17 protein-coding genes are annotated in these 24,500 nt (G+C 60.3%); 13 read left to right on the top strand and 4 right to left on the bottom strand.

Features of this window, described 5'->3' with window-relative positions; genetic code table 11:
- Nucleotides 1-181 precede the first annotated feature (181 nt).
- On the bottom strand, nucleotides 182-829 hold the full coding sequence (gene msrA, locus AC2LD7_RS09645) for a peptide-methionine (S)-S-oxide reductase MsrA (protein ID WP_484597537.1): 648 nt from the start codon (nucleotides 827-829) through the stop codon (nucleotides 182-184).
- A gap of 102 nt (nucleotides 830-931) precedes the next feature.
- Complete coding sequence (locus tag AC2LD7_RS09650; protein ID WP_484597538.1) at nucleotides 932-3,607, bottom strand: putative bifunctional diguanylate cyclase/phosphodiesterase; 2,676 nt, start codon at nucleotides 3,605-3,607, stop codon at nucleotides 932-934.
- 110 nt (nucleotides 3,608-3,717) lie between these two features.
- Between AC2LD7_RS09650 and AC2LD7_RS09655 the strand changes: the two genes are divergently transcribed.
- On the top strand, nucleotides 3,718-4,245 hold the full coding sequence (locus tag AC2LD7_RS09655) for a hypothetical protein (RefSeq protein ID WP_484597539.1): 528 nt from the start codon (nucleotides 3,718-3,720) through the stop codon (nucleotides 4,243-4,245).
- A 131-nt stretch (nucleotides 4,246-4,376) separates the two neighbouring features.
- Here the strand turns inward: AC2LD7_RS09655 and aceF are convergent, their stop codons facing one another.
- Complete coding sequence (gene aceF / locus AC2LD7_RS09660; protein ID WP_484597540.1) at nucleotides 4,377-6,374, bottom strand: dihydrolipoyllysine-residue acetyltransferase; 1,998 nt, start codon at nucleotides 6,372-6,374, stop codon at nucleotides 4,377-4,379.
- Between the two features lie 27 nt (nucleotides 6,375-6,401).
- Nucleotides 6,402-9,047 (bottom strand): pyruvate dehydrogenase (acetyl-transferring), homodimeric type, encoded by a 2,646-nt coding sequence (gene aceE / locus AC2LD7_RS09665; protein ID WP_484597541.1) that lies wholly within the window; start codon nucleotides 9,045-9,047, stop codon nucleotides 6,402-6,404.
- Nucleotides 9,048-9,323: 276 nt separating this feature from the next.
- On the opposite strand from aceE, the gene glnE reads away from it, so the two are divergent.
- The 12 genes from glnE to AC2LD7_RS09725 all read left to right on the top strand — a co-directional run bounded on the left by glnE (nucleotide 9,324) and on the right by AC2LD7_RS09725 (nucleotide 24,493).
- Nucleotides 9,324-12,269, top strand: a complete 2,946-nt coding sequence (glnE, locus tag AC2LD7_RS09670; RefSeq protein ID WP_484597542.1) for a bifunctional [glutamate--ammonia ligase]-adenylyl-L-tyrosine phosphorylase/[glutamate--ammonia-ligase] adenylyltransferase — start codon at nucleotides 9,324-9,326, stop codon at nucleotides 12,267-12,269.
- Nucleotides 12,270-12,314: 45 nt separating this feature from the next.
- Nucleotides 12,315-13,238, top strand: coding sequence for a branched-chain-amino-acid transaminase (gene ilvE, locus AC2LD7_RS09675; RefSeq protein ID WP_256047469.1), 924 nt, complete (start codon nucleotides 12,315-12,317; stop codon nucleotides 13,236-13,238).
- An 80-nt stretch (nucleotides 13,239-13,318) separates the two neighbouring features.
- Entirely contained in the window at nucleotides 13,319-14,353 is a 1,035-nt protein-coding gene (waaF, locus tag AC2LD7_RS09680; RefSeq protein ID WP_484597543.1) for a lipopolysaccharide heptosyltransferase II, read from the top strand.
- Nucleotides 14,354-15,355 (top strand): lipopolysaccharide heptosyltransferase I, encoded by a 1,002-nt coding sequence (gene waaC / locus AC2LD7_RS09685; RefSeq protein WP_484597544.1) that lies wholly within the window; start codon nucleotides 14,354-14,356, stop codon nucleotides 15,353-15,355.
- Nucleotides 15,355-16,476, top strand: coding sequence for a glycosyltransferase family 4 protein (locus tag AC2LD7_RS09690; RefSeq protein ID WP_484597545.1), 1,122 nt, complete (start codon nucleotides 15,355-15,357; stop codon nucleotides 16,474-16,476). The genes waaC and AC2LD7_RS09690 overlap by 1 nt, the downstream gene beginning before the upstream one ends.
- Entirely contained in the window at nucleotides 16,473-17,285 is an 813-nt protein-coding gene (rfaP, locus tag AC2LD7_RS09695) for a lipopolysaccharide core heptose(I) kinase RfaP (RefSeq protein WP_484597546.1), read from the top strand. Before AC2LD7_RS09690 ends, rfaP begins: the two co-directional genes overlap by 4 nt.
- A complete protein-coding gene (locus AC2LD7_RS09700; protein WP_256047474.1) occupies nucleotides 17,282-18,019 on the top strand; it encodes a lipopolysaccharide kinase InaA family protein in 738 nt (245 codons plus the stop codon). Before rfaP ends, AC2LD7_RS09700 begins: the two co-directional genes overlap by 4 nt.
- Nucleotides 18,020-18,119: 100 nt before the next feature.
- Nucleotides 18,120-19,559: a lipopolysaccharide kinase InaA family protein gene (locus AC2LD7_RS09705; RefSeq protein ID WP_484597547.1), complete on the top strand. Its 1,440-nt coding sequence runs from the start codon at nucleotides 18,120-18,122 to the stop codon at nucleotides 19,557-19,559.
- Nucleotides 19,560-19,658: 99 nt separating this feature from the next.
- Nucleotides 19,659-21,401, top strand: a complete 1,743-nt coding sequence (locus AC2LD7_RS09710) for a carbamoyltransferase family protein (RefSeq protein WP_484597548.1) — start codon at nucleotides 19,659-19,661, stop codon at nucleotides 21,399-21,401.
- Complete coding sequence (locus tag AC2LD7_RS09715) at nucleotides 21,398-22,513, top strand: glycosyltransferase (protein WP_484597549.1); 1,116 nt, start codon at nucleotides 21,398-21,400, stop codon at nucleotides 22,511-22,513. Before AC2LD7_RS09710 ends, AC2LD7_RS09715 begins: the two co-directional genes overlap by 4 nt.
- A 177-nt stretch (nucleotides 22,514-22,690) precedes the next feature.
- Nucleotides 22,691-23,512, top strand: coding sequence for a hypothetical protein (locus AC2LD7_RS09720; protein WP_484597550.1), 822 nt, complete (start codon nucleotides 22,691-22,693; stop codon nucleotides 23,510-23,512).
- 21 nt (nucleotides 23,513-23,533) lie between these two features.
- Nucleotides 23,534-24,493, top strand: a complete 960-nt coding sequence (locus tag AC2LD7_RS09725; RefSeq protein WP_484597583.1) for a glycosyltransferase family protein — start codon at nucleotides 23,534-23,536, stop codon at nucleotides 24,491-24,493.
- The last annotated feature ends 7 nt before the right edge of the window (nucleotides 24,494-24,500 follow it).

Raw genomic sequence — 24,500 nt, forward strand, 5'->3', positions numbered from 1 at the left:
ACACAAGAATACGGAAGCGTAGAGGAACGACGCCAGGACGGCGCAGGTCATGGATGTCAGGATTCAGTCTGCAAAGGCCCCGCTTCGGCGGGGTTTTCTTTTATCTCCCCCAACAAATGACTGGCGCATGCCCGGCGTTGCCTGACGCTGGCGTCGCTCGCGCACAATCCATGATCAATGGTCAGGCCGGCATACACACGCCGGTGCCACCAAGCCCGCAATAACCGCCGGGATTCTTCGCTAGGTATTGCTGATGGTAGGCCTCGGCATAATAGAACGACGGGGCCTCGGCGATTTCCGTCGTAATGTTGCCGAAGCCTTGTCTGTCCAGTTCCGCCTGAAAGCGCTCTTCGCTCGCCCGCGCTTGGTCTAGCTGAGCAGCATCGAAGCAGTAGATCGCCGAACGGTATTGAGTACCGATATCGTTGCCCTGGCGCATCCCTTGGGTCGGGTTATGAGCTTCCCAGAACAGCTTTAGCAGTTCGCCGTAAGATATTTCCTGAGGATCGAACACAACCAGTACCGCTTCGGTATGTCCGGTGAGGCCGGAGCAGACTTCTTCGTAGGTGGGGTTCGGCGTGTGGCCCCCGGAATAGCCCACTGCGGTGGTCCAGACGCCGGACTGCTCCCAGAAACGCCGCTCCGCGCCCCAGAAACAGCCCATGGCGAACAGCGCCTGCTGCAGATGAGCAGGGAACGGCGGTTGCAAAGGATTGCCATTGATGAAGTGGGTCGCCGGGACAGATACCGCTGTGGCGCGGCCGGGCAGGGCTTGTCCCGAGTCGGGGAGTGCCTTTTTATGAGCGAGAATTTGCGAGCGCAGGGTCATGATGGTCCTCGAGCCTGATAGTCGTAAGGGCTACTGGAAGCCTAGGCTACCAAGAGGGCAAAACCAAAGCGCTTTTGCGTGAGTGGTGTGCTGACGAAAGGATCAGCTCCAGCGCGGATAGCGCCGGAGCGAATTGACCAGCAGGTTGCTGGGGATGGGCCTGTCAAACAGATAGCCCTGGCCGATATCGCATCGCTGATGACGTAGAAAGGTCAGTTGCTCAGTGGTCTCGATGCCTTCTGCTACCACCTTCAGACGGAGGTTGCGGGCCATGGCGATCACGGCCGATGTGATTTCGATGTCGTCCTGGTTGCCTGGTATGTCCTTGATGAAGCTCCGGTCGATCTTGATCACGTCGATGGGAAATTTCTTCAGGTAGCTCAGCGAGGAATAACCGGTACCGAAGTCGTCCATCGCCAGCGTCACGCCGAGCGCCTTGAGGCCGATCAGCTGTTGACGCGTCTCCTCGGTGGCATCGAGCAGCAGGCTCTCGGTTAGCTCCAATTCCAGGAAGCCTGGTGGCAACTGCTCTTCGAAAAGAATTGCGGTGATCGAGCTGACGAGATCCGGATCGGAAAATTGCTTGGGTGACAGGTTTATCGCCATCTGCGGTGTGCCGATGCCGAGTGCAGCAAGCTGTATGCCCATCCGACAGGCCTCGCGTGCAACCCACTTGCCAATAGGTATGATCAGCCCGGTTTCTTCGGCAACGCTGATGAACTGGTCCGGGCAGATCATGCCTTTTTCTGGATGATTCCAACGCAGCAGAGCCTCTAATCCCTGCAGTCGGCCAGTGCGCAGGCAAAGCTTTGGCTGATAAAACACTTCGAGTTCGTTCTGCACCAGCGCACGGCGCAGGTTGTTCTCCACGAAAAGTTTGTAGTTGGCCTCGGCGTGCAGCGCTTCGGTAAATACCTGTACCTGATTTTTGCCGTTGGCCTTGGCTTTGTGCAGCGCCTGGCCGGCGTGCTTCATCAGCGTTTCCGGGTCGCCACCGTGCAGTGGTGCGCAGGCTAGACCCAAGGATCCGCTCACGCTGATCAGTTGTTTATCAACGAACAGCGGCTTGTCGAGGATGCGCAGCACCTGATTCGCCAAGCGCTGGCCCTCTTCGAGATCCATGTCATCGAGCAGCAGGGCGAACTCATTGCTGGCAAAGCGGGCCAGCACGCTGTCACGGTTCAAGCTGTTACGCAGGCGTCGCGCGAGACTGGCCAGCAACTTATCACCGGTCTGGTGACCCAAGCTGTCGTTGATGCGTTTGAAATTATCAATGTCGACCAACAGCAGACACAGCTGTGGATCCTTGTTGTGGGCGAAGCGTTCTTCGATGCTGCGGATGAAGAACGGGCGGTTGCCGAGGTTGGTCAGGTTGTCGGTATAGGCCAGGCGCTCGATATGCTGCTGCGCCAGCTTGCTATGCGTAATATCTTCGTAAATACCGATGTAATGCGTCAGCTCGCCGTTTTCGCCGAACACCTTGGATATTGATAGTTGCCCCCAATACGGCTCCAGGTTCTTGCGCCGGCTACGAAACTCGCCCTGCCAGCTGTTGTTCTGCGCCAGGGTGGATGACGTATCGAAAAGAAGGTCGCTGAGATTCTCCAGCGTCGTCAATTCCGTGAGGCGACGCCCGCGCACCTCGTCGGCGGAAAATTGGGTGATGGCAGTGAAGCTCGTATTGACGTAATCGACGACACCGTTCCTGTCGACCAAGATGAAGGCGCTCGCGCTCTGTTCGACCGCACGCTGAAACAGGTGCAACGTATGAGTGGCGCTGAGTCGTTGCTGGTTGGCCAGCACCTGCGCGTACTGGTCGGCGAGTTCGCCCACGAATGCCACCTCGTCGGCATGCCAAGCGCGTATGCAGCCGGAATGCTCCAGACAGAGCACGCCGATCACTTCGCCGCCGACACGAATGGTCGCATCCAGAATCGATGTGATTCCGCGCGGCTTGAAGAAGCTATCGGCCAGCTCTTGGGTGCGGGGATCTTCCAGAGCGTTCGGCGCGTCGATGGAGCGGCCGCTGTGCAGCGCGTCCATGTAACGGGGACAGGTCGATATGTCCAGTGCCGATGGGTATTCATGGCTATCGTTGTCGCGCCGGTAGGCGGCCACGGCTTCCAGCTGGTTGCCATTCAGGTGCCAAATCGCGGCTCGTGAGATTCCGTAGGCTTCGCTGGCGGCCTGGGTGATCAGCTTGGCTGCTTCAAGTTGGGGGTTGGCCGAACTGTAGCGGTGCCTGGCTAGACGCACGATCAAGCTCTGCTGAGCGCGTGAACGAATCAGGTGTTCGAGATGTACGTTCTGGGCTTGCTGATAAAAATCCGCTGACGGCTTGAGCGTCGAGTCCGGTAATTTCGGGGCCGCCGATGTTCCAGTCGAATACGGCTCGACGACCAGGTAGCCGCGGACCAATTCTCGCCCATACTGCTGACAGGTTTCTCCGATCTCCAGCAGATCCAGCGGGCCGTCGATCGCGTGGAGGCAATAACGGACAGAATAATGGCCCTGAGTGGCCAGTTGCGCCTGGATGACGTCGTGCATCTGCAGGCGCACCTGCGGTTCCATCAAGCTGGCATAAGGCGAATCGATTAACGAGCAGAGCTCATGAGCCGGTTGGCCCAGGTATTTTTCACAGGCGGGGTCCAAGTAGAGCAATGCCCAGCTGGACTCATTCAAGCGCTCGAAACGCAGCATCCCGAGCCTTGAAGGCACTGGCAACTGCGTCACAACCTCGGTCGCCAAACGGCTGGCGGCATCGGTATGTATTTTCATCGAGCGGTTTGCTTCCAGTATGCTGCGGGAATCGCTTCGCTAGCCGCAGCTTAGGCGATTTTGATGGCGAAACAATGGCTAAATAATATTAATCACGGCAAGGGTGCATCATGCAGCAGGGACTGACAAGTCGGCTTTCGAAGATACTGTTGATCTCGGTTTTTCTAGTTACCAGCTTACCGCTGCAAGCTGATGAATCGAACACCTTGGGCTCCGATGAACCGGCCAAATATCTGGCCGAACTCAAAGCGCTTTATCTTACCTCGGATGAGCGAAAAGCCCTGCTTGCCCACAGCAACGCTCTGCTTGAATCCTATGGGCTGCAAGCGGCCTATCAAGTCGGTCAGGCCAATCCGCAGGATCTCGATTATCGCCTGAGCGTGGGTGCGCCCGGCGAGCTGCGTATCCGCGAAGAGCGACGCGACGCGCACGGCAATATCGCCGTGCGCAACCGCAGCCTTTCAGTTTTCGGTATGGATCCTTATCTCCAGTATCAATGTCCGCCTGACGGCTTCGTCTGCGTTTTCATCAACCCGACTGGCGGTGATCCCTGGTTAACCATTCTGCGCGACCCCAAAGGCGCCGAAGCGCTGGCAAAAACTTTGTCTTTCCTGTTTAGAAATCTGCAGAAAGGGTAGAGGCAAGCGGCAAATAGAAAAGCCCCAAGCTTTTGAGGCTTGAGGCTTGAGGCTTGAGGCTTGAGGCTTGAGGCTTGAGGCTTGAGGCTAAATAGCCCCGCCGGACGGTAGGGCTATTTCGCATCAAACGATCACAGCAGCATCGTACGGATATCCGCCAGCAGCTCGGACAGGCGTTTGGTGAAGCGCGCCGCCGCTGCGCCATTGATGACGCGGTGGTCGTATGACAGCGACAGCGGAAGCATCAGCTTCGGCTGGAAAGCCTTGCCATCCCATACCGGTTGAATGGCCGCCTTGGACACACCCAGAATCGCCACTTCCGGCGCGTTGACGATCGGCGTGAAGCCGGTGCCGCCGATATGACCGAGGCTGGAAATGGTGAAGCAGGCGCCTTGCATGGCGTCCGGCGAAAGCTTCTTGGTGCGGGCCTTCTCGGCCAGCTCCGCAGCTTCGCCCGCCAGCTGCAACAGGCTCTTCTGATCGACGTTCTTGATTACCGGTACCAGCAAACCGTCCGGCGTATCCACGGCGAAGCCGATATGGACATACTTCTTGCGGATTACTGCCTTGCCGCTTGGGGCAAGCGAGGCATTGAATTCCGGCAGCTCCTTGAGCAGGTGCGCACAGGCTTTGAGCAGAAGCGGCAGCACAGTCAGTTTGACGCCGGCTTTCTCGGCGGCAGCTTTCTGCGAGACGCGGAAGGCTTCCAACTCGGTAATGTCGGACGACTCGAACTGGGTCACGTGCGGCACGTTTAGCCAACTGCGATGCAGGTTGGCGGCGCCGACCTGCATCAAGCGAGTCATTGGCACTTCTTCGATTTCGCCAAACTTGCTGAAATCCACCTCAGGGATCGGCGGAATTCCCGCACCGCCCGTCGCGCCTGCGGCCGGGGCCTGCTTGGCCTTGTTCATCATGCTCTTGACGTAGGCCTGGACGTCTTCCTTGAGAATCCGTCCTTTCGGGCCGGTGCCTTGAACATCAGCCAGTTCGACGCCGAACTCGCGTGCGGTCATGCGCACCGCCGGACCCGCGTGCACTTTGGTGCCGGTCTTGCTTGGCCCGCTTACCGCTGGAGCAGGGGTCGCGGCAGCCTTGGCTTCCGGTACGCCCTGCTTGTTTGGCGCGACTGCCTGCTGTTGCGGTGCCGCTTCCTGCGGCTTGGCTTCGGCTTTCTTGGCTGGGGCCGCGCCTGCGACTTTCAAAGTCAGGATCAGATCGCCGGTCTTGGCTTCGTCACCGACCTTGATCGACAACGATTCCACAATGCCTGCCTTGGGCGCCGGAATTTCCATGCTGGCCTTGTCGGATTCTAGGGTGATCAGCGACTGATCGGCCTCGACGGTATCGCCTGCCTTGACCATGACCTCGATGACGTTTGCGCTGCCGCTCGAGCCGATATCCGGAATACGAACCTCTTCAACGGATTCGCCAGCGGCTTCGGCGGGTTCTTCAGCGGCCTGCTCGGTAAGCTTTTCCTGAGGCTGGTTTTGCGGTGCACTGCTGGCCGCTGCCGGCTTACTTGGCGCTGCGCCTTTGAGAATCAGGATCAGATCGCCCGTGCCGACTTCGTCGCCCATCTTGACCGAAATGCTCTCGACCACGCCGGCGGCAGGAGAGGGGATCTCCATGCTGGCCTTGTCGGATTCGAGGGTGATCAGCGCCTGTTCGGCCTCAATGGTGTCGCCGACATTGACCGATATTTCGATCACGCTGGCTTTGCCTGAGGAACCGATGTCCGGCACCTTGATCTCTTGCGATTCGCCTTCCTCGGCCGAGGCCGAAGGGTTTTCATCGCCGGGAGGGGTCGGTTCTTCAGCTTCATCGGCCGGACCGCCGCTGCTCGCACCGGCGGGCTCGGCAGCGGCTTGCGCCGGCGCCTCGCTGTTCTGACCATCTTCGCTTTCCAATTCGAGCAGTTCGTCACCTTCCTTCAGACGATCACCGAGTTTGACCTTCAGGCTCTTCACCACGCCCGCCTTGGGCGCTGGGATTTCCATGCTGGCTTTGTCGGACTCGAGCGTCAGGATGCTCTGGTCGGCTTCGATGCGGTCGCCGACCTTGACGAACAACTCGATTACTTCACCCTCACCGCTGCCGATGTCGGGTACGCGTATGGTTTCACTCACAATAGGTTCTCCTGTGCGCACGCAGCATCAGCAATCCAGGGGATTGCGCTTCTCGGGGTCGATACCGAACTCGGTGATGGCCTCGGCCACCACCTTGCGTTCGATGGCGCCACGATCGGCGAGTGCTTGGAGCGCGGCGACGGCGACCCAGCGACGGTCGACTTCGAAGAAGTCTCGCAGCTTGGCGCGTGAGTCGCTGCGGCCGAAGCCGTCGGTGCCCAGTACCTGATATTCGCGGGACGGAACCCACTGACGGATCTGGTCGGCGAACAGCTTCATGTAGTCGGTCGAGGCGATCACTGGCCCTTCGCGGCCTTCCAGGCACTGCTCGACGTAGCTCTTGCGCGGCTCCTCGGTCGGGTGCAGACGGTTCCAGCGGTCCACAGCCAGGCCATCGCGGCGCAGCTCATTGAAGCTGGTCACGCTCCAGACGTCCGCGCCCACGCCCATCTTGGCGAGGATGTCCACCGCGGCGCGTACTTCGCGCAGGATGGTGCCCGAGCCCATCAGCTGTACGCGATGCTTGAAGTCACCCTTGGCTTCTTCGAGCAGGTACATGCCCTTGAGAATGCCTTCCTCGACACCCTGCGGCATGGCCGGCTGCTGGTAGTTTTCGTTCATCACGGTGATGTAGTAGTAGACGCTCTTCTGCTGCTCCATCATCTCGTGCATGCCGTGATGCATGATTACCGCAAGCTCGTAGCCATAGGTGGGGTCATAGCTGCGGCAGTTCGGGATGGTGCTGGCGAGGATGTGGCTGTGACCGTCCTCGTGCTGCAGGCCTTCACCATTCAGTGTGGTGCGCCCGGCGGTGCCGCCCAACAGGAAGCCGCGAGTCTGCGCATCACCGGCGGCCCACGCCAGGTCGCCGATACGCTGGAAGCCGAACATCGAGTAGAAGATGTAGACCGGCAGCATCGGCTGGTTGTAGTTGCTGTAGGCAGTACCGGCAGCGATGAACGAGGAGAATGCGCCGGCCTCGTTGAGACCTTCCTGCAGGATCTGGCCGTCCTTTTCTTCGCGGTAGTACATTACCTGATCGCGGTCGACTGGCTCGTACAGCTGCCCCACCGGGGAGTAAATACCCAGCTGGCGGAACATACCTTCCATGCCAAAGGTGCGCGCCTCGTCAGCGAGGATCGGCACGATGCGCTTGCCCAGGTCCTTGTCCTTGACCAGTTGCGAGAGGATCCGACCGAACGCCATGGTGGTGGAAATTTCGCGGTCGCCGGAGCCGTCGAGCACGGCCTTGAGTGTTTCCAGCGGCGGTGTCGGAATGCTGAAACTCTTCGGCCGGCGCTGCGGCAGCGAACCGCCAAGTTTCTCGCGGCACTTGCGCAGGTATTTCATCTCCGCGCTGTCTTCGGCGGGACGGTAGAAGGGCAGCTCTTCAAGCTGCGAGTCGTTGACCGGGATGTCGAAGCGGTCACGGAACATCTTCAGGCTGTCGATATCGACCTTTTTGGTGTTGTGGGCGATGTTCTTCGCCTCACCGGCACCAGTGCCATAACCCTTGATGGTCTTGGCCAGAATGACCGTCGGCTGGCCCTTGTGATTGACTGCCTGGTGGTACGCTGCGTAGACCTTGTACGGATCGTGGCCGCCACGGTTGAGCTTCCAGACTTCCTCGTCGGACAGCTTCTCGACGCGCTTGAGCAGCTCAGGATCGGCGCCGAAGAAATGCTTGCGCACGTAGGCGCCATCTTTGGCCTTGTAGTTCTGGTATTCGCCGTCGATCGCCTCGTCCATGCGACGCTGCATGCGTCCGTCTTCGTCGACCGCGAACAGCGGGTCCCACATGCGGCCCCAGATGACCTTGTTGACGTTCCAGTTGGCGCCTTTGAACACGCCTTCCAGTTCCTGGATGATCTTGCTGTTACCGCGAACCGGGCCGTCAAGACGCTGCAGGTTGCAGTTGATGACGAAGACCAGGTTGTCGAGATTCTCGCGACCGGCGAGCGAGATGGCGCCGAGGGTTTCCGGCTCGTCACACTCACCGTCACCGATGAAGCACCAGACGCGCTGCTTGCCTTTCGGGATAAAGCCGCGGTTTTCCAGGTACTTCATGAAGCGTGCCTGGTAGATCGCAGTGATCGGGCCCAGGCCCATGGAAACGGTCGGGAACTGCCAGAAGTCCGGCATCAGGTGCGGGTGCGGGTAGCTCGACAGACCCTTGCCATCGACTTCCTGGCGGAAGTTGAGCATCTGGTCTTCGGTCAGGCGACCTTCGAGGAATGCGCGCGAGTAGATACCCGGCGAGGCGTGGCCCTGATAGTAGATCAGGTCGCCGCCATGCTCCTCGGTAGGCGCTTGGAAGAAGTAGTTGAAACCGATGTCATACAGCGTCGCGCTGGAGGCGAAGGTGGAGATGTGTCCCCCCAGGTCCGGGTCCTTCATGTTCGCGCGCATCACCATCGCCAGTGCGTTCCAGCGGACCAGCGAGCGAATGCGTCGCTCCATGAACAGGTCGCCGGGCATCTTCGCTTCGCGGGTGACAGGAATGGTGTTGCGGTACGGCGTAGTGATGCCGTAAGGAAGTGGCGTGCCGCTACGGGTGGCCAGTTCCCCCATCCGGGTCATCAGATAGTGGGCGCGGTCTTCACCTTCACGGTCGAGTACTGACTCGAGGGCGTCCAGCCATTCCTGGGTTTCGACGGGATCGAGATCTTGCATGGCTTGCTCCAGGGCGGAAAGGCTTCCAGAATCGGTTGCCTGCTTCGCTGCCGGCTTTGTGGGCCGGTGCGTATATGTTCTTGGATGTTGCCGGGGGTAGAGCCGGGCTCTGTAGTTTTACTACAAAACAACGGCTAATTCAGCCCCCTGCAACATTCTTTCGTAGTAAAACTACAATCGCGGCGGTTCGGCCTGATTAGCGGGTTTTAGCGCGAATGGCTCTAGATCGGGCGTTTCCGCTACGTGTAGGCCGTCCACGGCGTTAAGGAACTTTTTATGAGTCTGCCACCACGGGTTGCACTGCCGACGTCGCTACTGCCATTGGTCAACCGCGCCGAGGAGTCGTTCCTCAGCGCGATGCGCGACCCGTCGGAGCAGGCGGTCGGGCGCTTCGATGCATGGCCGCCCGAGCGGCGCGAGGCATTCGGTAGAGTCTGTGCAGCGAGTGACTTCGTCATCGAGCAGGTTAGCCGAGATCCCGAAATGCTGCTGCAATTGGCGGAATCCGGCTTGCTGGAATGCTCGCTACGGGAAGGGGAGCTGCGCGCGGTACTGGCCGAGGCCCTTGTCGGCTGCAATGACGAGGACAGCCTGTCGAGCGTGCTGAGGCGCTTCCGCAACCGGCAGCAGGTGCGGATTATCTGGCGCGATGTGACTCGTCAGGCGGATCTGGCTGAAACCTGCGGCGACCTGTCCGACATGGCCGATGCCTGTATCGATCTGGCGTATCAATGGCTGTACGTGCGTCATTGCGATCAGTTCGGCGTCCCGACCGGACGACGCAGTGGTCAGGCGCAACATATGGTCATCCTTGGCATGGGCAAGCTGGGTGCGCGCGAGCTCAATCTATCTTCCGACATCGATCTGATCTTCGGTTACCCGGAGGGTGGCGAAACAGTTGGCGCCAAGCGTTCGCTGGACAATCAAGAGTTCTTCGTGCGTCTCGGGCAGCGGCTGATCAAGGCGCTCGATGCGGCCACCGTGGATGGTTTCGTCTTCCGCGTCGACATGCGCTTGCGGCCATACGGCTCGTCTGGGTCGCTGGTGCTGAGCTTCAATGCGCTAGAACAGTACTACCAGGATCAGGGGCGCGACTGGGAGCGCTACGCGATGATCAAGGCGCGGGTGGTCGCGGGAAGCCAGGATGCGGGCAAGGAACTGCTCGATATGCTGCGACCGTTCGTCTACCGCCGCTACCTGGATTTCTCGGCCATCGATGCGCTACGCAGCATGAAGCAACTGATCCAGCAGGAAGTGCGACGCAAGGGCATGGCCGCGAACATCAAGCTGGGCTCCGGCGGCATTCGCGAAGTGGAGTTCATCGCCCAGGCGTTCCAACTGATTCACGGTGGGCGCGATCTGAGTCTGCAGCAACGGCCCTTGTTGAAGGTACTGGCAACCCTGGCCGGGCAGGGCTATTTGCCGGCAGGTGCCGTCGAGGAATTGCGCGAAGGGTATGAGTTTCTGCGCTACACCGAACACGCGCTACAGGCCATCGATGATCGTCAGACGCAGATGCTGCCGGACAGCCAAGCCGACCGCGATCGCGTCGCCTTCATGCTCGGCTGCGACAATTGGGAAACTTTCCATGCGCGCCTGCTGCATTGGCGCGATCGGGTCGATTGGCATTTCCGTCAAGTGATTGCCGACCCCGACGAAGATGAGAGCGCCGAAGGCGAGGCGCTTGTCGGTGGCGAGTGGTTGCCTCTGTGGGAGCAGGATTGGGACGAGGAATTTGCTTGTCGTCAGTTGGCCGACGCCGGGTTTCGCGATGGTCAAGTCGCCTGTCAGCGTCTCGCCGCGCTGCGTAGCGGCAGCCAGGTGCGGACTATGCAACGGCTCGGGCGCGAGCGGCTCGACGCCTTTATCCCTCGCTTGCTGGCGCAGGCGGTCGAACAGGATGATCCCGATCTGGTGTTGGAAAGGGTGTTGCCGCTGGTCGAAGCGGTGGCACGGCGTTCGGCCTATCTGGTTCTGCTGACGGAAAACCCCGGTGCGCTGCAGCGGCTACTGGAGCTCTGTGCAGGGAGCCCTTGGATTGCCGAGCAGATTGCCCGTTTCCCGCTACTGCTGGACGAGCTGCTGAACGCCGGACGACTGTTCAGCCCGCCGCAGGCGCCAGAATTGGCTGCTGAATTACGTGAACGACTAACGCGAATTCCGGAAGACGACCTGGAACAGCAGATGGAAGCGCTGCGGCATTTCAAGCTGGCGCATCGGTTGCGTGTGGCCGCTTCGGAGATCGCCGGAACTTTGCCACTGATGAAAGTCAGCGATTATCTGACCTGGCTTGCTGAAGCGATCCTCGAACAAGTGCTGGCGCTGGCCTGGCGGCATACAGTGGCTCGCCATGGTCAGCCCCGGCGCGTCGACGGTGTGCTTTGCGACCCGGCTTTCATCATCCTCGGATATGGCAAGGTCGGCGGGCTCGAACTGGGCCACGGCTCCGACCTGGATCTGGTGTTCATTCACGACGGAGATCCGAGTGCCGAAACCGACGGCGCCAAGCCGATCGACGGCGCTCAGTTCTTCACCCGTCTGGGGCAGCGCATCATTCATTTGCTGACAACCCAGACCACTTCCGGCCAGCTCTATGAAGTCGATATGCGTCTACGGCCGTCGGGCGTGTCCGGGTTGCTGGTCAGCTCGCTGAGTGCTTTCGAGCGCTATCAGGGCCAGGAGGCATGGACATGGGAGCATCAGGCCCTGGTGCGCGCTCGGGTGCTGGTTGGCTGCCCGCAACTGGCTGCGAACTTCGAGAAGGTGCGCGCCGCGGTGCTGGGGCGCCCGCGTGACCTCGAACAGCTGCGCCGCGAAGTCAGCGAGATGCGCACCAAGATGCGCGACAACCTCGGTACCCGTGCAACGCAGGCGGGCTTGGCCGAGAAGGCGTTCGAGGCGGAGGCCGAGTTCAATCTCAAGCAGGATGCCGGTGGTATCGTGGATATCGAATTTATGGTGCAATACGCGGCTTTGGCGTGGTCGCACCAGCATCCGCAACTGCTGCGCTATACCGATAACATCCGCATTCTCGACGGGTTGGAGCAGGCCGGGTTGATGACCGGCGATGAGGTTCGGTTGCTGCAGGACGCCTACAAGGCCTACCGCGCGGTGGCTCACCGGCAATCACTGCAGAAGCTTCCCGGTGTGGTGAGTGGGGACCAATTTCATGACGAGCGGCGCGCGGTGATGCGCTTTTGGCGCGAGCTGGGGCTCAGCTGAACTCGTCTGCAAACAGAGCATTTATCGAATTCCGAGGTGGCAACAATGTCGATGGCCGATCGTGATGGCGTGATCTGGTATGACGGTGAGCTGGTGCAGTGGCGCGATGCGACCACCCATGTGCTGACTCACACCCTGCATTACGGCATGGGCGTTTTCGAAGGCGTGCGCGCCTACGATACTCCGGCCGGCACCGCGATCTTCCGCCTGCAGGCCCACACCGACCGCCTGTTCGATTCGGCGCACATCATGAACATGAAGATGCCGTATTCGAAGGAAGAGATTAACGAGGCGACCCGCGCCGCGGTTCGCGAGAACAATCTGGAAAGCGCCTACATCCGTCCGATGGTGTTCTACGGAAGCGAAGGCATGGGCCTGCGCGCCAGCGGCTTGAAGGTGCATGTCATTGTCGCCGCCTGGCATTGGGGCGCCTACATGGGTGATGAGGCGCTGGAGAAGGGCATCAAGGTGCGCACCAGTTCCTTCACCCGTCATCACGTCAACATCAGCATGACCCGCGCCAAGTCCAACGGCGCCTACATCAACTCCATGCTGGCCCTGCAGGAAGCCATCTCCGGCGGCGCCGACGAGGCGCTGATGCTCGATCCGGAAGGCTACGTCGCCGAAGGTTCGGGGGAGAACATCTTCATCATCAAGGACGGCGTGATCTACACCCCCGAAGTCACCGCCTGCCTCAACGGCATCACCCGTGGCACCGTGCTGACCCTGGCTGACGAGCTGGGCATCAAGGTGGTGGAAAAGCGCATCACGCGCGACGAGGTCTACATCGCTGACGAAGCTTTCTTCACCGGTACTGCCGCTGAAGTCACGCCGATTCGCGAAGTCGATGGCCGCAATATCGGCATCGGCCGCCGCGGCCCGGTCACCGAACGCATCCAGAAAGCTTACTTCGATCTGGTTTCCGGCAAGACCGATGCGCACGCCGAATGGCGGACGCTTGTGAAGTAAGAGGGCGTCAGGCTGCAGGCTACAGGCGGCAGGCAAGTTGCCTTGAGCCTGCGGCCTGCAGCCTATAGCCTGCAGCCCTTATGAATATTCTGATTGTGGGTCCCAGTTGGGTCGGCGACATGGTCATGGCGCAGACGCTGTTCGTCTGCCTGAAACAGCGCCATCCGGATTGCCAGATCGACGTGCTCGCACCTGAGTGGAGTCGCCCGATTCTTGAGCGCATGCCCGAGGTGCGTCAGGCGCTGAGCTTTCCGGTGGGGCACGGCGTGCTCGACATGGCGACCCGGCGCAACATCGCGCAGAGCCTGCGCGGGCAATACCAGCAGGCGATCCTGCTGCCCAACTCGCTGAAGTCGGCGCTGGTACCTTTTTTTGCCGGCATTCCGAAGCGTACCGGTTGGCGCGGCGAGATGCGCTTCGGCTTGCTCAACGATATGCGCAAGCTGGACAAGCAGCACTATCCGCTGATGATCGAGCGTTTCATGGCGCTGGCCTTCGAGCCGGGCGCCGAGTTGCCCAAGCCGTACCCGAAACCGTCACTGCGGATCGACTCCGAAACGCGTGACGCTGCGTTGGCGCGGTTCGGATTGCTGCTGGACCGTCCCGTGCTCGCGCTTTGTCCGGGTGCGGAATTCGGTGAATCCAAGCGCTGGCCGGCCGAGCATTTCGCCAAGGTGGCGGAAGCGAAGATTCGTCAGGGCTGGCAGGTCTGGCTGTTCGGCTCGAAGAACGATCATCCGGTTGGCGAAGAGATTCTGCAGCGTCTGATTCCGGGGCTGCGTGAAGAGGCGACGAATCTTGCGGGTGAAACCAGCCTAGCCGAAGCGATCGACTTGCTGTCTTGCGCCGAAGCGGTGGTATCCAATGATTCGGGGCTGATGCACGTCTCCGCAGCGCTGGGTCGTTCTTTGGTTTCTATCTACGGCTCGACATCTCCGGCTTTCACGCCACCGTTGTCCGAACAGGTTGAGGTGGTGCGGCTGGGCCTGGATTGCAGTCCTTGTTTCGAGCGTACCTGCCGCTTCGGCCATAACAATTGCATGCGCGAACTGCACCCGCCGATGGTGATCGAAGCGCTTGATCGCCTGGTTCCACAGCCGGTCGAGGTGCGCTGAGTGAGAGTGTTGCTGGTCAAAACTTCCTCGTTGGGTGACGTGGTGCATACGTTACCCGCGTTGACCGATGCGCAGCGGGCAATACCCGGTATTCAGTTCGACTGGGTGGTGGAAGAGGGGTTCGCCGAGATTCCCGCCTGGCATCCTGCTGTTGCGCAGGTGATTCCGGTGGCAATTCGCCGTTGGCGCAATCATCCGCTCCAGACATTTCGTTCCGGTGAATGGCGGCGCTTTAAGGCTCGTCTGCGCGAAGCTCGCTACGATCTGGTAATCGACGCCCAAGGCCTGCTCAAGAGCGCGTGGCTGACGCGCTATGTCCAGGCGCCTGTCGCCGGGCTGGATCGTGATTCCGCGCGCGAACCGCTTGCGGCTCGGTTCTATGATCGCCGTTACAGCGTGGCGCGCGAGCAGCACGCGCTCGAACGCGTGCGTCAGCTGTTCGCTCAGGCGTTGGGTTATCCGGTCCCCGAGACGGTTGCCGTTTACGGCTTGGATCGCGGGCTGCTGGCGACGCCCAACGAGCAACCCTATCTATTGTTCCTGCACGGTACTACCTGGCCGAGCAAGCATTGGCCTGAGCCGTATTGGCGCGAGCTCGCCCAGAGGATGAGCGAATTTGGTTGGGCGATTCGCCTGCCATGGGGGAATGCTGAAGAAAAGGCACGGGCCGAGCGCATCGCCGACGGACTGCCCGGCGTCTCGGTATTGCCCAGGCTGAATCTGGGCGGAATTGCCAAAGTGGTTGCTGGTGCCCGAGCCTGCGTGGCGGTAGATACCGGGCTTGGCCATCTTGCAGCTGCATTGGACGTACCCAGTATTTCGCTGTATGGCCCCACGTTGCCGGGCCGCGTCGGCGCCTATGGGCAGTCGCAGGTGCACCTGTGCGCATCCGGCCCTAACGCCGGTAAAGGCGATCGCCACAAACCCTGTTTCGATGAGCTGCAACCCGAGCGCGTCGCCAGTGAACTCAAGGCCCTGTTGCGGTCATCGGAGACAAACTGATGCAACTGGCCTTCATTCTTTACAAGTACTTTCCTTTCGGTGGGCTGCAGCGCGACTTCATGCGCATCGCGCTGGAGTGCCAGCGGCGTGGGCACGCCATTCGCGTCTATACGATGATCTGGGAAGGTGAAGTGCCCGACGGCTTCGAAGTGCTGATCGCACCGGTCAAAGCGATCTTCAATCACACCCGTAATGAACGATTCACGGTCTGGGTCGAGGCGGATCTGGCAAAGCGTCCCGTAGACCGGGTAATCGGCTTCAACAAGATGCCCGGGCTCGACGTCTATTACGCGGCCGATCCCTGTTTCGAAGACAAGGCGCAAACCCTGCGCAACCCGATCTATCGCCGCTGGGGCCGTTACAAGCATTTCGCCGAATACGAGCGAGCGGTGTTCGATCCACGCTCCAGCACGGAAATCCTGATGATCTCCGAGGTGCAGCAGCCGCTATTCGTCAAGCACTACGCCACGCCAGCCGAGCGCTTTCACTTGCTGCCCCCCGGCATCGCCCCGGACCGCCGCGCCCCGCACAACGCAGCCAAGATTCGCTCGGCGTTTCGTGAGGAGTTCGAGCTGGGATGCGACGAGTTGTTGCTCGTGCAGATCGGCTCCGGGTTCAAGACCAAGGGCCTCGACCGCAGCCTCAAGGCCGTGGCATCGCTCCCCTGCGAGTTGAAAAAGCGAACCCGCCTGTTCGTCATCGGCCAGGACGACCCGAAGCCTTTCCAGCTTCAAGCCAAGACGCTGGGCATTTCCAGTCAGGTCGAATTTCTCAAGGGTCGCAGCGATATCCCGCGGTTTCTTCTGGGCGCCGACCTGCTGATCCATCCCGCCTACAACGAGAACACCGGCACCGTGCTGCTGGAGGCGCTGGTCGCCGGGTTACCAGTACTGGTGACCGATGTCTGCGGTTACGCGCATTACATCGCAGACGCCGATTGCGGGCAGGTGGTGCCCAGCCCGTTCGAGCAGGCCAATCTCGACCGTTTGCTGGCCGACATGCTGGCTGATGATGAGCAGCGCAGGCGCTGGGCAAAAAATGCGTTGGCTTATGCCGAGACCGCGGACCTCTACTCGATGCCGCAGAAGGCGGCCGACGTGATCCTGGCGGAACGTCCATGAAGCTGATTCTTGCCGAGCCCTTCGAAACGCTCTGGGCGGGGCGTGACCCGTTCGAGGCCGTCGAACAATTGCAGGGTCAGGTCTACCGCGAACTGGAAGGCCGCCGCACCTTGCGTACCGAGGTCGATGGGCGTGGGTATTTCGTCAAGATCCACCGCGGGATCGGCTGGGGCGAGATTTTCAAGAACCTGAGCACTGCCAAGGCGCCAGTGCTGGGCGCTGGGCAAGAGTGGCGGGCCATCCAGCGCCTGCATCAAGCGGGCGTGCCGACCATGACCGCGGTGGCTTATGGCGAGCGTGGTGGAAATCCTGCGGCGCAGCACTCCTTCATCATCACCGAGGAGCTGGCGCCGACGATTAGCCTCGAGGATTACAGTGCCGACTGGCTGCAGAGCCCGCCTGAGCCGGCGCTCAAACGCGCGCTGATCGCAGAAGTCGCGCACATGGCCGGCACCATGCACCGTGCCGGGGTCAATCATCGGGACTTCTATATCTGTCACTTCCTGCTGCACACCGACAAGCCAGTATTGGCCCAGGATTTCCGTCTGTCGCTGATCGACCTGCACCGCGCCCAGACACGCAGCGAAACGCCACGGCGCTGGCGCAACAAGGACCTGGCCGGGCTGTATTTTTCGGCATTGGGCATTGGCCTGACCCCTCGCGACAAACTGCGTTTTCTGCAGACCTATTTCCAGCGTCCGCTGCGCGAGGCTCTGCGTGACGAGGCCCCGTTGCTGCGTTGGCTGGAAAGCAAGGCGGACAGGCTTCAAAGCCGTTATGAGCGCAAGTACGCGCCGGGTGCTCAATGAGTGGCTGGCGGGTCGTCGGTGACATTACGGCCGGCGCGGCGCACGCGTTTGCCAATCTGGATATGGTTTTTGCGCTTGAAGGCGAGCCGATCGCCCGCGACCCGCTGTCCGAGGTGATCCGCGTCGAGTACGAAGGCCTGCGTTATTACGTCAAACGTTACTGGGCGGCGGGCAAGAATCTACGCCGCTACCTGGGCCGCCCGCGGGTCAAGGCTGAATGGCAAAACCTCAAACATTTCGAGCGCTGGGGCATACCCGTGGCGCCGCTGGTGGCCTGGGGTATGGAGCGTCGCGCTGGCGCATTCGCGCGCGGCGCGCTGATCACCCTGGAAGTACCGGATACCTTGGACATGGCGGCACTGGCCAAGGGCAACGACCCACGCCTGGGCGACCGGAGCTGGGTCGAGCGCATCAGCCGGCAGGTGGCATCTGCGACCCGTACCCTGCACGATCATCGCTTCGCTCACAACGACCTGAAGTGGCGCAATTTGCTGGTCAACGGTGCCGGCGAGCTGTTCTTGATCGATTGTCCGTCCGGCGACTTCTGGTGGGGCCCGTTCCTGCGCCGACGCATCGTCAAGGATCTGGCCTGCCTGGACAAAGTTGCCAAGTATCACCTGAGCCGCACACAGCGGCTGCGCTTCTACCTGCAGTACCAGCAACGCCCGCGTCTGGTACCGGCTGATCGCGAGCTGATCGACCAAGTGCTCAAGTACTTCGAGGGGCGTGAATGAGAACCGAGCTGAACCCCGCCGAGGCCTATCTCAAGAAGGATTCCAGTGCTCCGGTCATGGAGCGTATTGCCAGTCGTCGGCAAAGCAAGGGCGCGCGCGCATGAATCTGACGGAACTTGCACGAGCCGGGCGCTCGCCGGCTTTGCCCTTGAGCGTGATGCTACCCGCTGGCGAGCTGACCTTGCAGCGGTGGCTGCGCGTATTGCCAGGGCAGCGCTATGTCGCCAAGGCGCAATGGCAGGGCCGCGACGTGCTGGCCAAACTGCTGGTCGGTGGCAAGGCCGAGCGTCACTTCGAGCGTGAGCGGCATGGCGCACGGTTACTGGCCGAGCAGGGGATGACCACACCCGCTTTGCTCGTCGAGGGGGTCGCGGCAGGGCAGGGCGGCTGGCTGTTGTTCGACTACTTGACGGGCGCGCAAAGCCTGGAGCAGGCGTGGCGCGAGGTGGAGCGGCAACCCATGTTGTCCGATGCGCAACAGGACGTGCTGGGTGAGGCGCTCGGCGCCCTCGCGCAGTTGCACGCCAGAGGCTTGTGGCAGAGCGATCTACACCTGGACAACCTATTGCGCCATGAGGGGCAGCTGTATGTCATCGATGGCGGCGGCGTGCAGGCGCAGACACCCGGACAACCGCTCGATCGTGACAAAGTGCTGGCGAACCTTGGCGTCTTCTTTGCCCAGCTGCCTGCCAGCCTCGAACCGCATATCGAGGAGTTGTTCGTGCATTACCTCCTGATCAATGGCGAACATGCGCTGCCGCTGGAAGCCTTGCTGCGAGAAATCGTCAGCGTCCGGCGTTGGCGGCTGCGCGATTATCTCGGCAAGCTCGGGCGTGATTGTTCCTTGTTTAGCGTAAACCGCAGTGCTAGTCAGCTGCGTGTCGTGCGCCGTGAGGATGAGCCGGCGCTGCGTGAGTTGCTGGCTGCGCCGGATGTGGCTGTTGAAGCAGGACGGGCGCTGAAGCTGGGCGGTAGTTCGACCGTGGCATTGGTCGAGCAGTCTGGGCAGCGGCTGGTCATCAAACGCTACAACATCAAAGGATTGGCGCACTGGCTGCGGCGTTGCTGGCGGCCGAGCCGCGCTTGGCACAGCTGGATAGAAGGCAATCGCCTGGCATTTCTCGGCATCGCCACGCCCCGGCCGCTGGCGATGCTGGAGTTGCGTTGGCTAGGCCTGCGCCGCCGCAGCTACCTGATTACCGAATACAGCGTGGGCGAGGATATAATCGCCCGTTTTCAGCCGTATCTCTCCAGCTCACCGCCCGAGCTCGAGCTGGTGGCGCTGGATGAGCTGTTCGAAGCCATGCTGCGCGAGCGCATCAGCCATGGCGATATGAAAGGCACCAATTTGTTTTGGGAGCAGGGCCGCTGGGCGCTGATCGACCTGGACGCGGCGCAGCAACATAGTAGCGATACCAGCTTCTCCCGCGCCTATGCCAAGGACCGTGCGCGATTTCTGCGCAACTGGCCGGCCGAATCGGCGTTATGCCGGTTACTGGATGCACGTTTACCGAAGGACAGCTTGAAGCCAGAAGCTTGAAGCTGGACGAAAAGCCCTGCGGGGTTGAACTAGACATATTCGCTGTTGCTTCGAGCTTCCGGCTTCAAGCTTCAAGCTGCTTTTAAGAGGCTTCCAACCGTGGCATTGACGATTCTCGGCCTTTCCGGCGCCCTCAGTCATGATCCTTCCGCCGCTCTATACATCGACGGCAAACTGATCGCCGCCGTCGAAGAAGAGCGCTTCGTGCGCGACAAGCATGCCAAGAACCGCATGCCCTACGAGTCGGCCAAATTCTGCCTGGAGCAGGCCGGCATCAAGCCGTCCGACGTCGATGTGGTGGCGATTCCTTTCGCGCCCATCAGCATCTTCGAGAAGGCCCGCTGGCATTACGCCAAGCGCTACTGGTACGCCCCGGACCGCGCGCTGGACGCCATCCTCATGGGCAACCGCCGCTACCACCGCTATAAGAAGCGCATCCAGTGGTGCCTGCAGCAGCTGGGCTTCGACCTGAAGAAGGTCAAACTGCAGCCGGTCGAACACCACCTGGCCCATGCCTCTAGCGCCTACCACTGCTCCGGCTTCACCGAGAAGACCGCCATCCTCGGTATCGACGGCAAGGGCGAGTACGCCACCACCTTCTTCGGCTGGGGTGAGAACGGCAAAATCCACAAGATCAAGGAATTCTACGATCCGGATTCGCTGGGCGGCCTGTATGGTGCGGTCACCGAATACCTCGGCTTCGAGATGCTCGACGGCGAGTTCAAGGTTATGGGCATGGCGCCGTACGGCGATGCCGCCAAGTACGATTTCTCCCGCCTGGCGAAATTCGAGAACGGCGAGCTGATCATCAACACCGACTACGCCAACGTCATCGGTTTCCGTCGCTACAAGGAAAAGGGCAAGGGTTACTACTTCTCGCCCAAGCTAATCGACTGGCTCGGTCCCAAGCGCGAAGGCGACATCGCCGACGATCCCTACATCCATTACGCAGCCAGCATGCAGGCGCTGTTCGAGAAGCTGGCGCTGGAGATGATGGATTACTACCTGGGCGATATCATCCGCCAGACCGGTAAGATCGCCTTCGCCGGCGGTTGCGCGCTGAACGTCAAACTCAACCAAAAAATCATCGCCCGCGATGAAGTAAAGGAGCTGTTCGTTCAGCCAGCGTCAGGTGATGCCGGCACTGCCGTGGGCGCCGCCGCCTACGTCTCGCACCAGAGCGGCGTGCCGGTGGAGAAGATGGAACACGTTTATCTCGGCCCGTCCTACTCTAACGAAGACGTTATCGCCGCCTGCACGCGCCATCCGAGCAAGCCGGTCTGGCAGAAAATCGATGACGTGCCTGAGCGCATCGCCAAGATCATGGTCGACGGCAACCCGGTTGCTTGGTTCCAGGGCCGCATGGAATTCGGCCCGCGCGCCCTCGGTGGCCGTTCCATCATCGGCTGCCCGAGCATTCCGGGCGTGGCCGACCGCATCAACGAACAGATCAAGTTTCGTGAGCGCTGGAGGCCCTTCTGCCCGTCGATGCTTGATACCGTGGCCGAGCAGATGCTCAAGGTCGACCATCCCAGCCCCTTCATGACCTTCACCTTCGAGGTCAACGAGGGCTGGAAAGAGCGCGTCGGCGAAGTCGTCCACGAAGACGGCACCTCCCGCGCCCAGGTCCTTGAGCGCCGCCACAATCCGCGCTGGTACGACCTGATGCTGGAGTTGGAAAAGCTCACCGGCAACGGCGTCTCGCTCAATACTTCACTCAACCGCCGCGGTGAGCCGATGATCTGCTCGCCGACCGATGCGTTGAATATGTTCTACGGGTCGGATCTGCAGTACCTGATCATGGAAGATATATTGGTTGTGAAGGGCGACAAGCTGGCATGACAGCGTCCGATCCATGGGTTTTGCAGTTCTGCCATGGCTATGACGGCCCGTTTCTCGATTGCGCACGTCAGTACGCCGCGCTTTTCACAGGCACGCCATATAAGATCTGTACCGTCTACCTGACCGGGTCGCCGAGCGAAGAGGTCATTCGCGGTTCGGCTTCGGATGAGGTGATCTTTCTCGGCTACGACAGCAAGGATGTTCGTGGGCTCAAGCTCGGCGCCATGCGCCGGCTGCGCAGCATCGTGGCCAAGCGAGATTATCGGTTCTGCATCGCCCATCGGTTCAAGCCAATCTACACCGCATTGCTGGCGACCGGGCTGCCGGTAATTGGCGTGCATCATGCCTTTGGCGTTTATAGCCGGCCCATGCGCCGCTGGTTCGTCAATCGTTTTCGTGCCCGCTTGCTGCTGCTCGGCGTTTCCAATGCGGTGCGTGACGAGATGCGTGCTGATCTCCCCGGCTGGGAAAGCGCGTGTATCGAAACCCTTTACAATCGCATCGACGTCGCCGCCATGCAGGCCGAGCAGGTCTCCCGCCTCGACGCCCGTACGGCGCTGCGGCTGCCTCCGGATGCCTGGGTAGTTGGCAACGCCGGCCGCCTGCACCCCGACAAGGATCAGGCCACCCTGATCCGAGGTTTCGCCCAGGCATTGCCACGACTGCCCGCCGACAGCCTGCTTGCAATCATGGGCAGCGGCCGATTGGAAGCGCCGCTTCGCCAACTGGCCAAGGACCTGGGCATCGCCGATCAGGTGCGATTTCTCGGGCAGGTGCAGCACGGCAGACGCTACTTCAAAGCGTTCGATCTCTTTGCCTTGACCTCAGACCACGAGCCATTTGGCATGGTGCTGCTTGAAGCCATGGCGGCAGGGGTGCCGGTGGTCTGCACCGATTGTGGCGGTGGGCGTGAAGTGGTGGAGGGCGTCGGAAAGGTATTTCATTTGGGGGACAGCGATGCGTTAGCCGCTGAGTTGGTGGCAGCGGCACAACCGGATGCTGGTTCGGCTCGACCGGCAGCCACGACTCTCGAGCGTCTCACCGAACGTTTTTCCGATGCACGTGCGCAGCGTGATTTCAATGCGATTCTGTCGAAAAGGTTCTTTCACTGATGATCGACAATTGCACGCCTGTTAACCGGGGATTCAAGCAATCGAACGTTACTCGAAGGCAACGCCATGCTTCTTTGACATCGCCAGCGTATAGCCAGATTTTCGACCGTGCCCGCAACGTGCCGTCGGATATGGATCTAGCGCTGCGCAGCATGCGCATTTACGCGTGAATAATGCATGAAAATAGCAGTCGCATTTTTCGGAATTCCTCGCAACAGTTCCATCTGCTTCCCATCTATTGAGCAGAACATCTATCAGCACCTGCCAAGAAATGCGCAGGTGCGGTCTTATTACCACCTATACGAGCCCCAGCTGGTCAATAACCCGAGGTCTGGGGAGAACGGTTTCATTGGCGAGTCCAATTATCTGCCTTTCGCTCGTATGGATGGTCGTCTCGAGGAAGCTGGTGCCTGCCTGAAGCGCTGGGATTTCGACGAGATCAAGAAACACGGAGATGTATGGCGGGACGATTTCAAGTCTTTGTCTAATCTGATCCATCAATTGAACTCTCTGCATGCGGTAACCGCGCTGGTCGATGGGCTCGATCCCGATGTCGTGCTTTTCGTACGTCCCGACCTGCTCTATCACGATGCTCTGCCCAGGTTCGCGCTCAACGCCTGTACATCAGACCGCCGCGCGGTCTACATCCCCCATTGGCAGTGGTGGAACGGTCTGAACGATCGTTTTGCTGTTTGCGGTCGTGACGTCTATGGCGCTTACGGTCGTCGTGCAGAGCTTATGATTCCTTTCTGTCTGCAGGAGCAGCGTGGTCTGCATGCCGAGCGATTGCTGCGTTTCTCCTTGGGCAAGGCTGGCGCTTTGGTGCGCACACTTGATATGCGGGCATCCCGGGTTCGACTGAATGGGGAGTTGGTCGAGGAAACGTTCTCATCCAAGCATTCCATGGGTCGTCGAGAGAGTCGTTTCGTGCTGCCGATGGCGCGTTTGCGCTCGCAGTTCGACAAACTACGGTATCGGCAGGGCGGTACGCTTGGCTGATTTATGGAAGACCGTCCAATGCTGAAAGTTCTGCTACTTGTGCAAAAAGAACAGCGCGTCATGCTTGACCGCTTGTATGAAAGTATTGCGCACAATTGTGAATGCGACACTCGGTGGCTGAGCCGTGAAGAGCAGGCCAATTTGAAGCGCTACTTCGCCGAGAGCGTAAACCCGCAGGGGTATGACCGCATTGTGTTCTTCGTGCGCTTCAAGCAGGAGATTCGGCAAGTTGGGTTCATTCGCAGTGTGCCGAATCTGGTGATACTGGAGCACGACGCTTATCAGAACTACATCGCCTGCAAATACACCGGGAAGTTCAGCGCACACTATCGCCGCTTGCCGTGGGTGCGTGTGATCAGCTCCGGTTTCATGGTCAGCGAGCGGCTTCGCCAGGAAGGTTTCGATGCAGTCTTCGTCCCTAAGGGTTACGACCAGACATTGCTGTGCGACCTGGGGCAGGCGCGAGATATTGAGCTGGCCTTCGTGGGCAGCACCAAAAGCGGCGCCTATAGCGAACGCAAGGCGTTACTCGATGAGCTGGCAAAAGTCGAGGATCTGGTCGTTACACGCACCAATTCCGGTGAAGATTATTGCAATACCCTCAACCGCATTCGCTTCTTCGTCAGTGCCGACGTCGGTATGGGCGAATACATGATCAAGAACTTCGAGGCTATGGCCTGCGGTTGTGTATTGCTGGCGTGGGATCAGGGCGAAGCGGAAAACAAGGCGCTGGGTTTCGTCGATATGGAGAACCTGGTGCTTTACCGCAGTGTCGATGAGCTGCGAAGCAAGCTGGCGATGTTGCGTTCGGATCCCGGCCTGGCGGCGCGCATCGCTTCTGCGGGTCGGGCCTTGGCGGAGCGGGAGTACAGCTTCTCGCGTGTCGGGCAGCGTATCGTCCTGGCGTTGGATAAGCCGTTACGGGACCGCCCGCCGATGGGCCTGTGGTATCGACTGCGTCTGTACTGGAGGCTGAAGTGAATCAATC

It is taken from the genome of Stutzerimonas sp., from assembly GCF_982611455.1.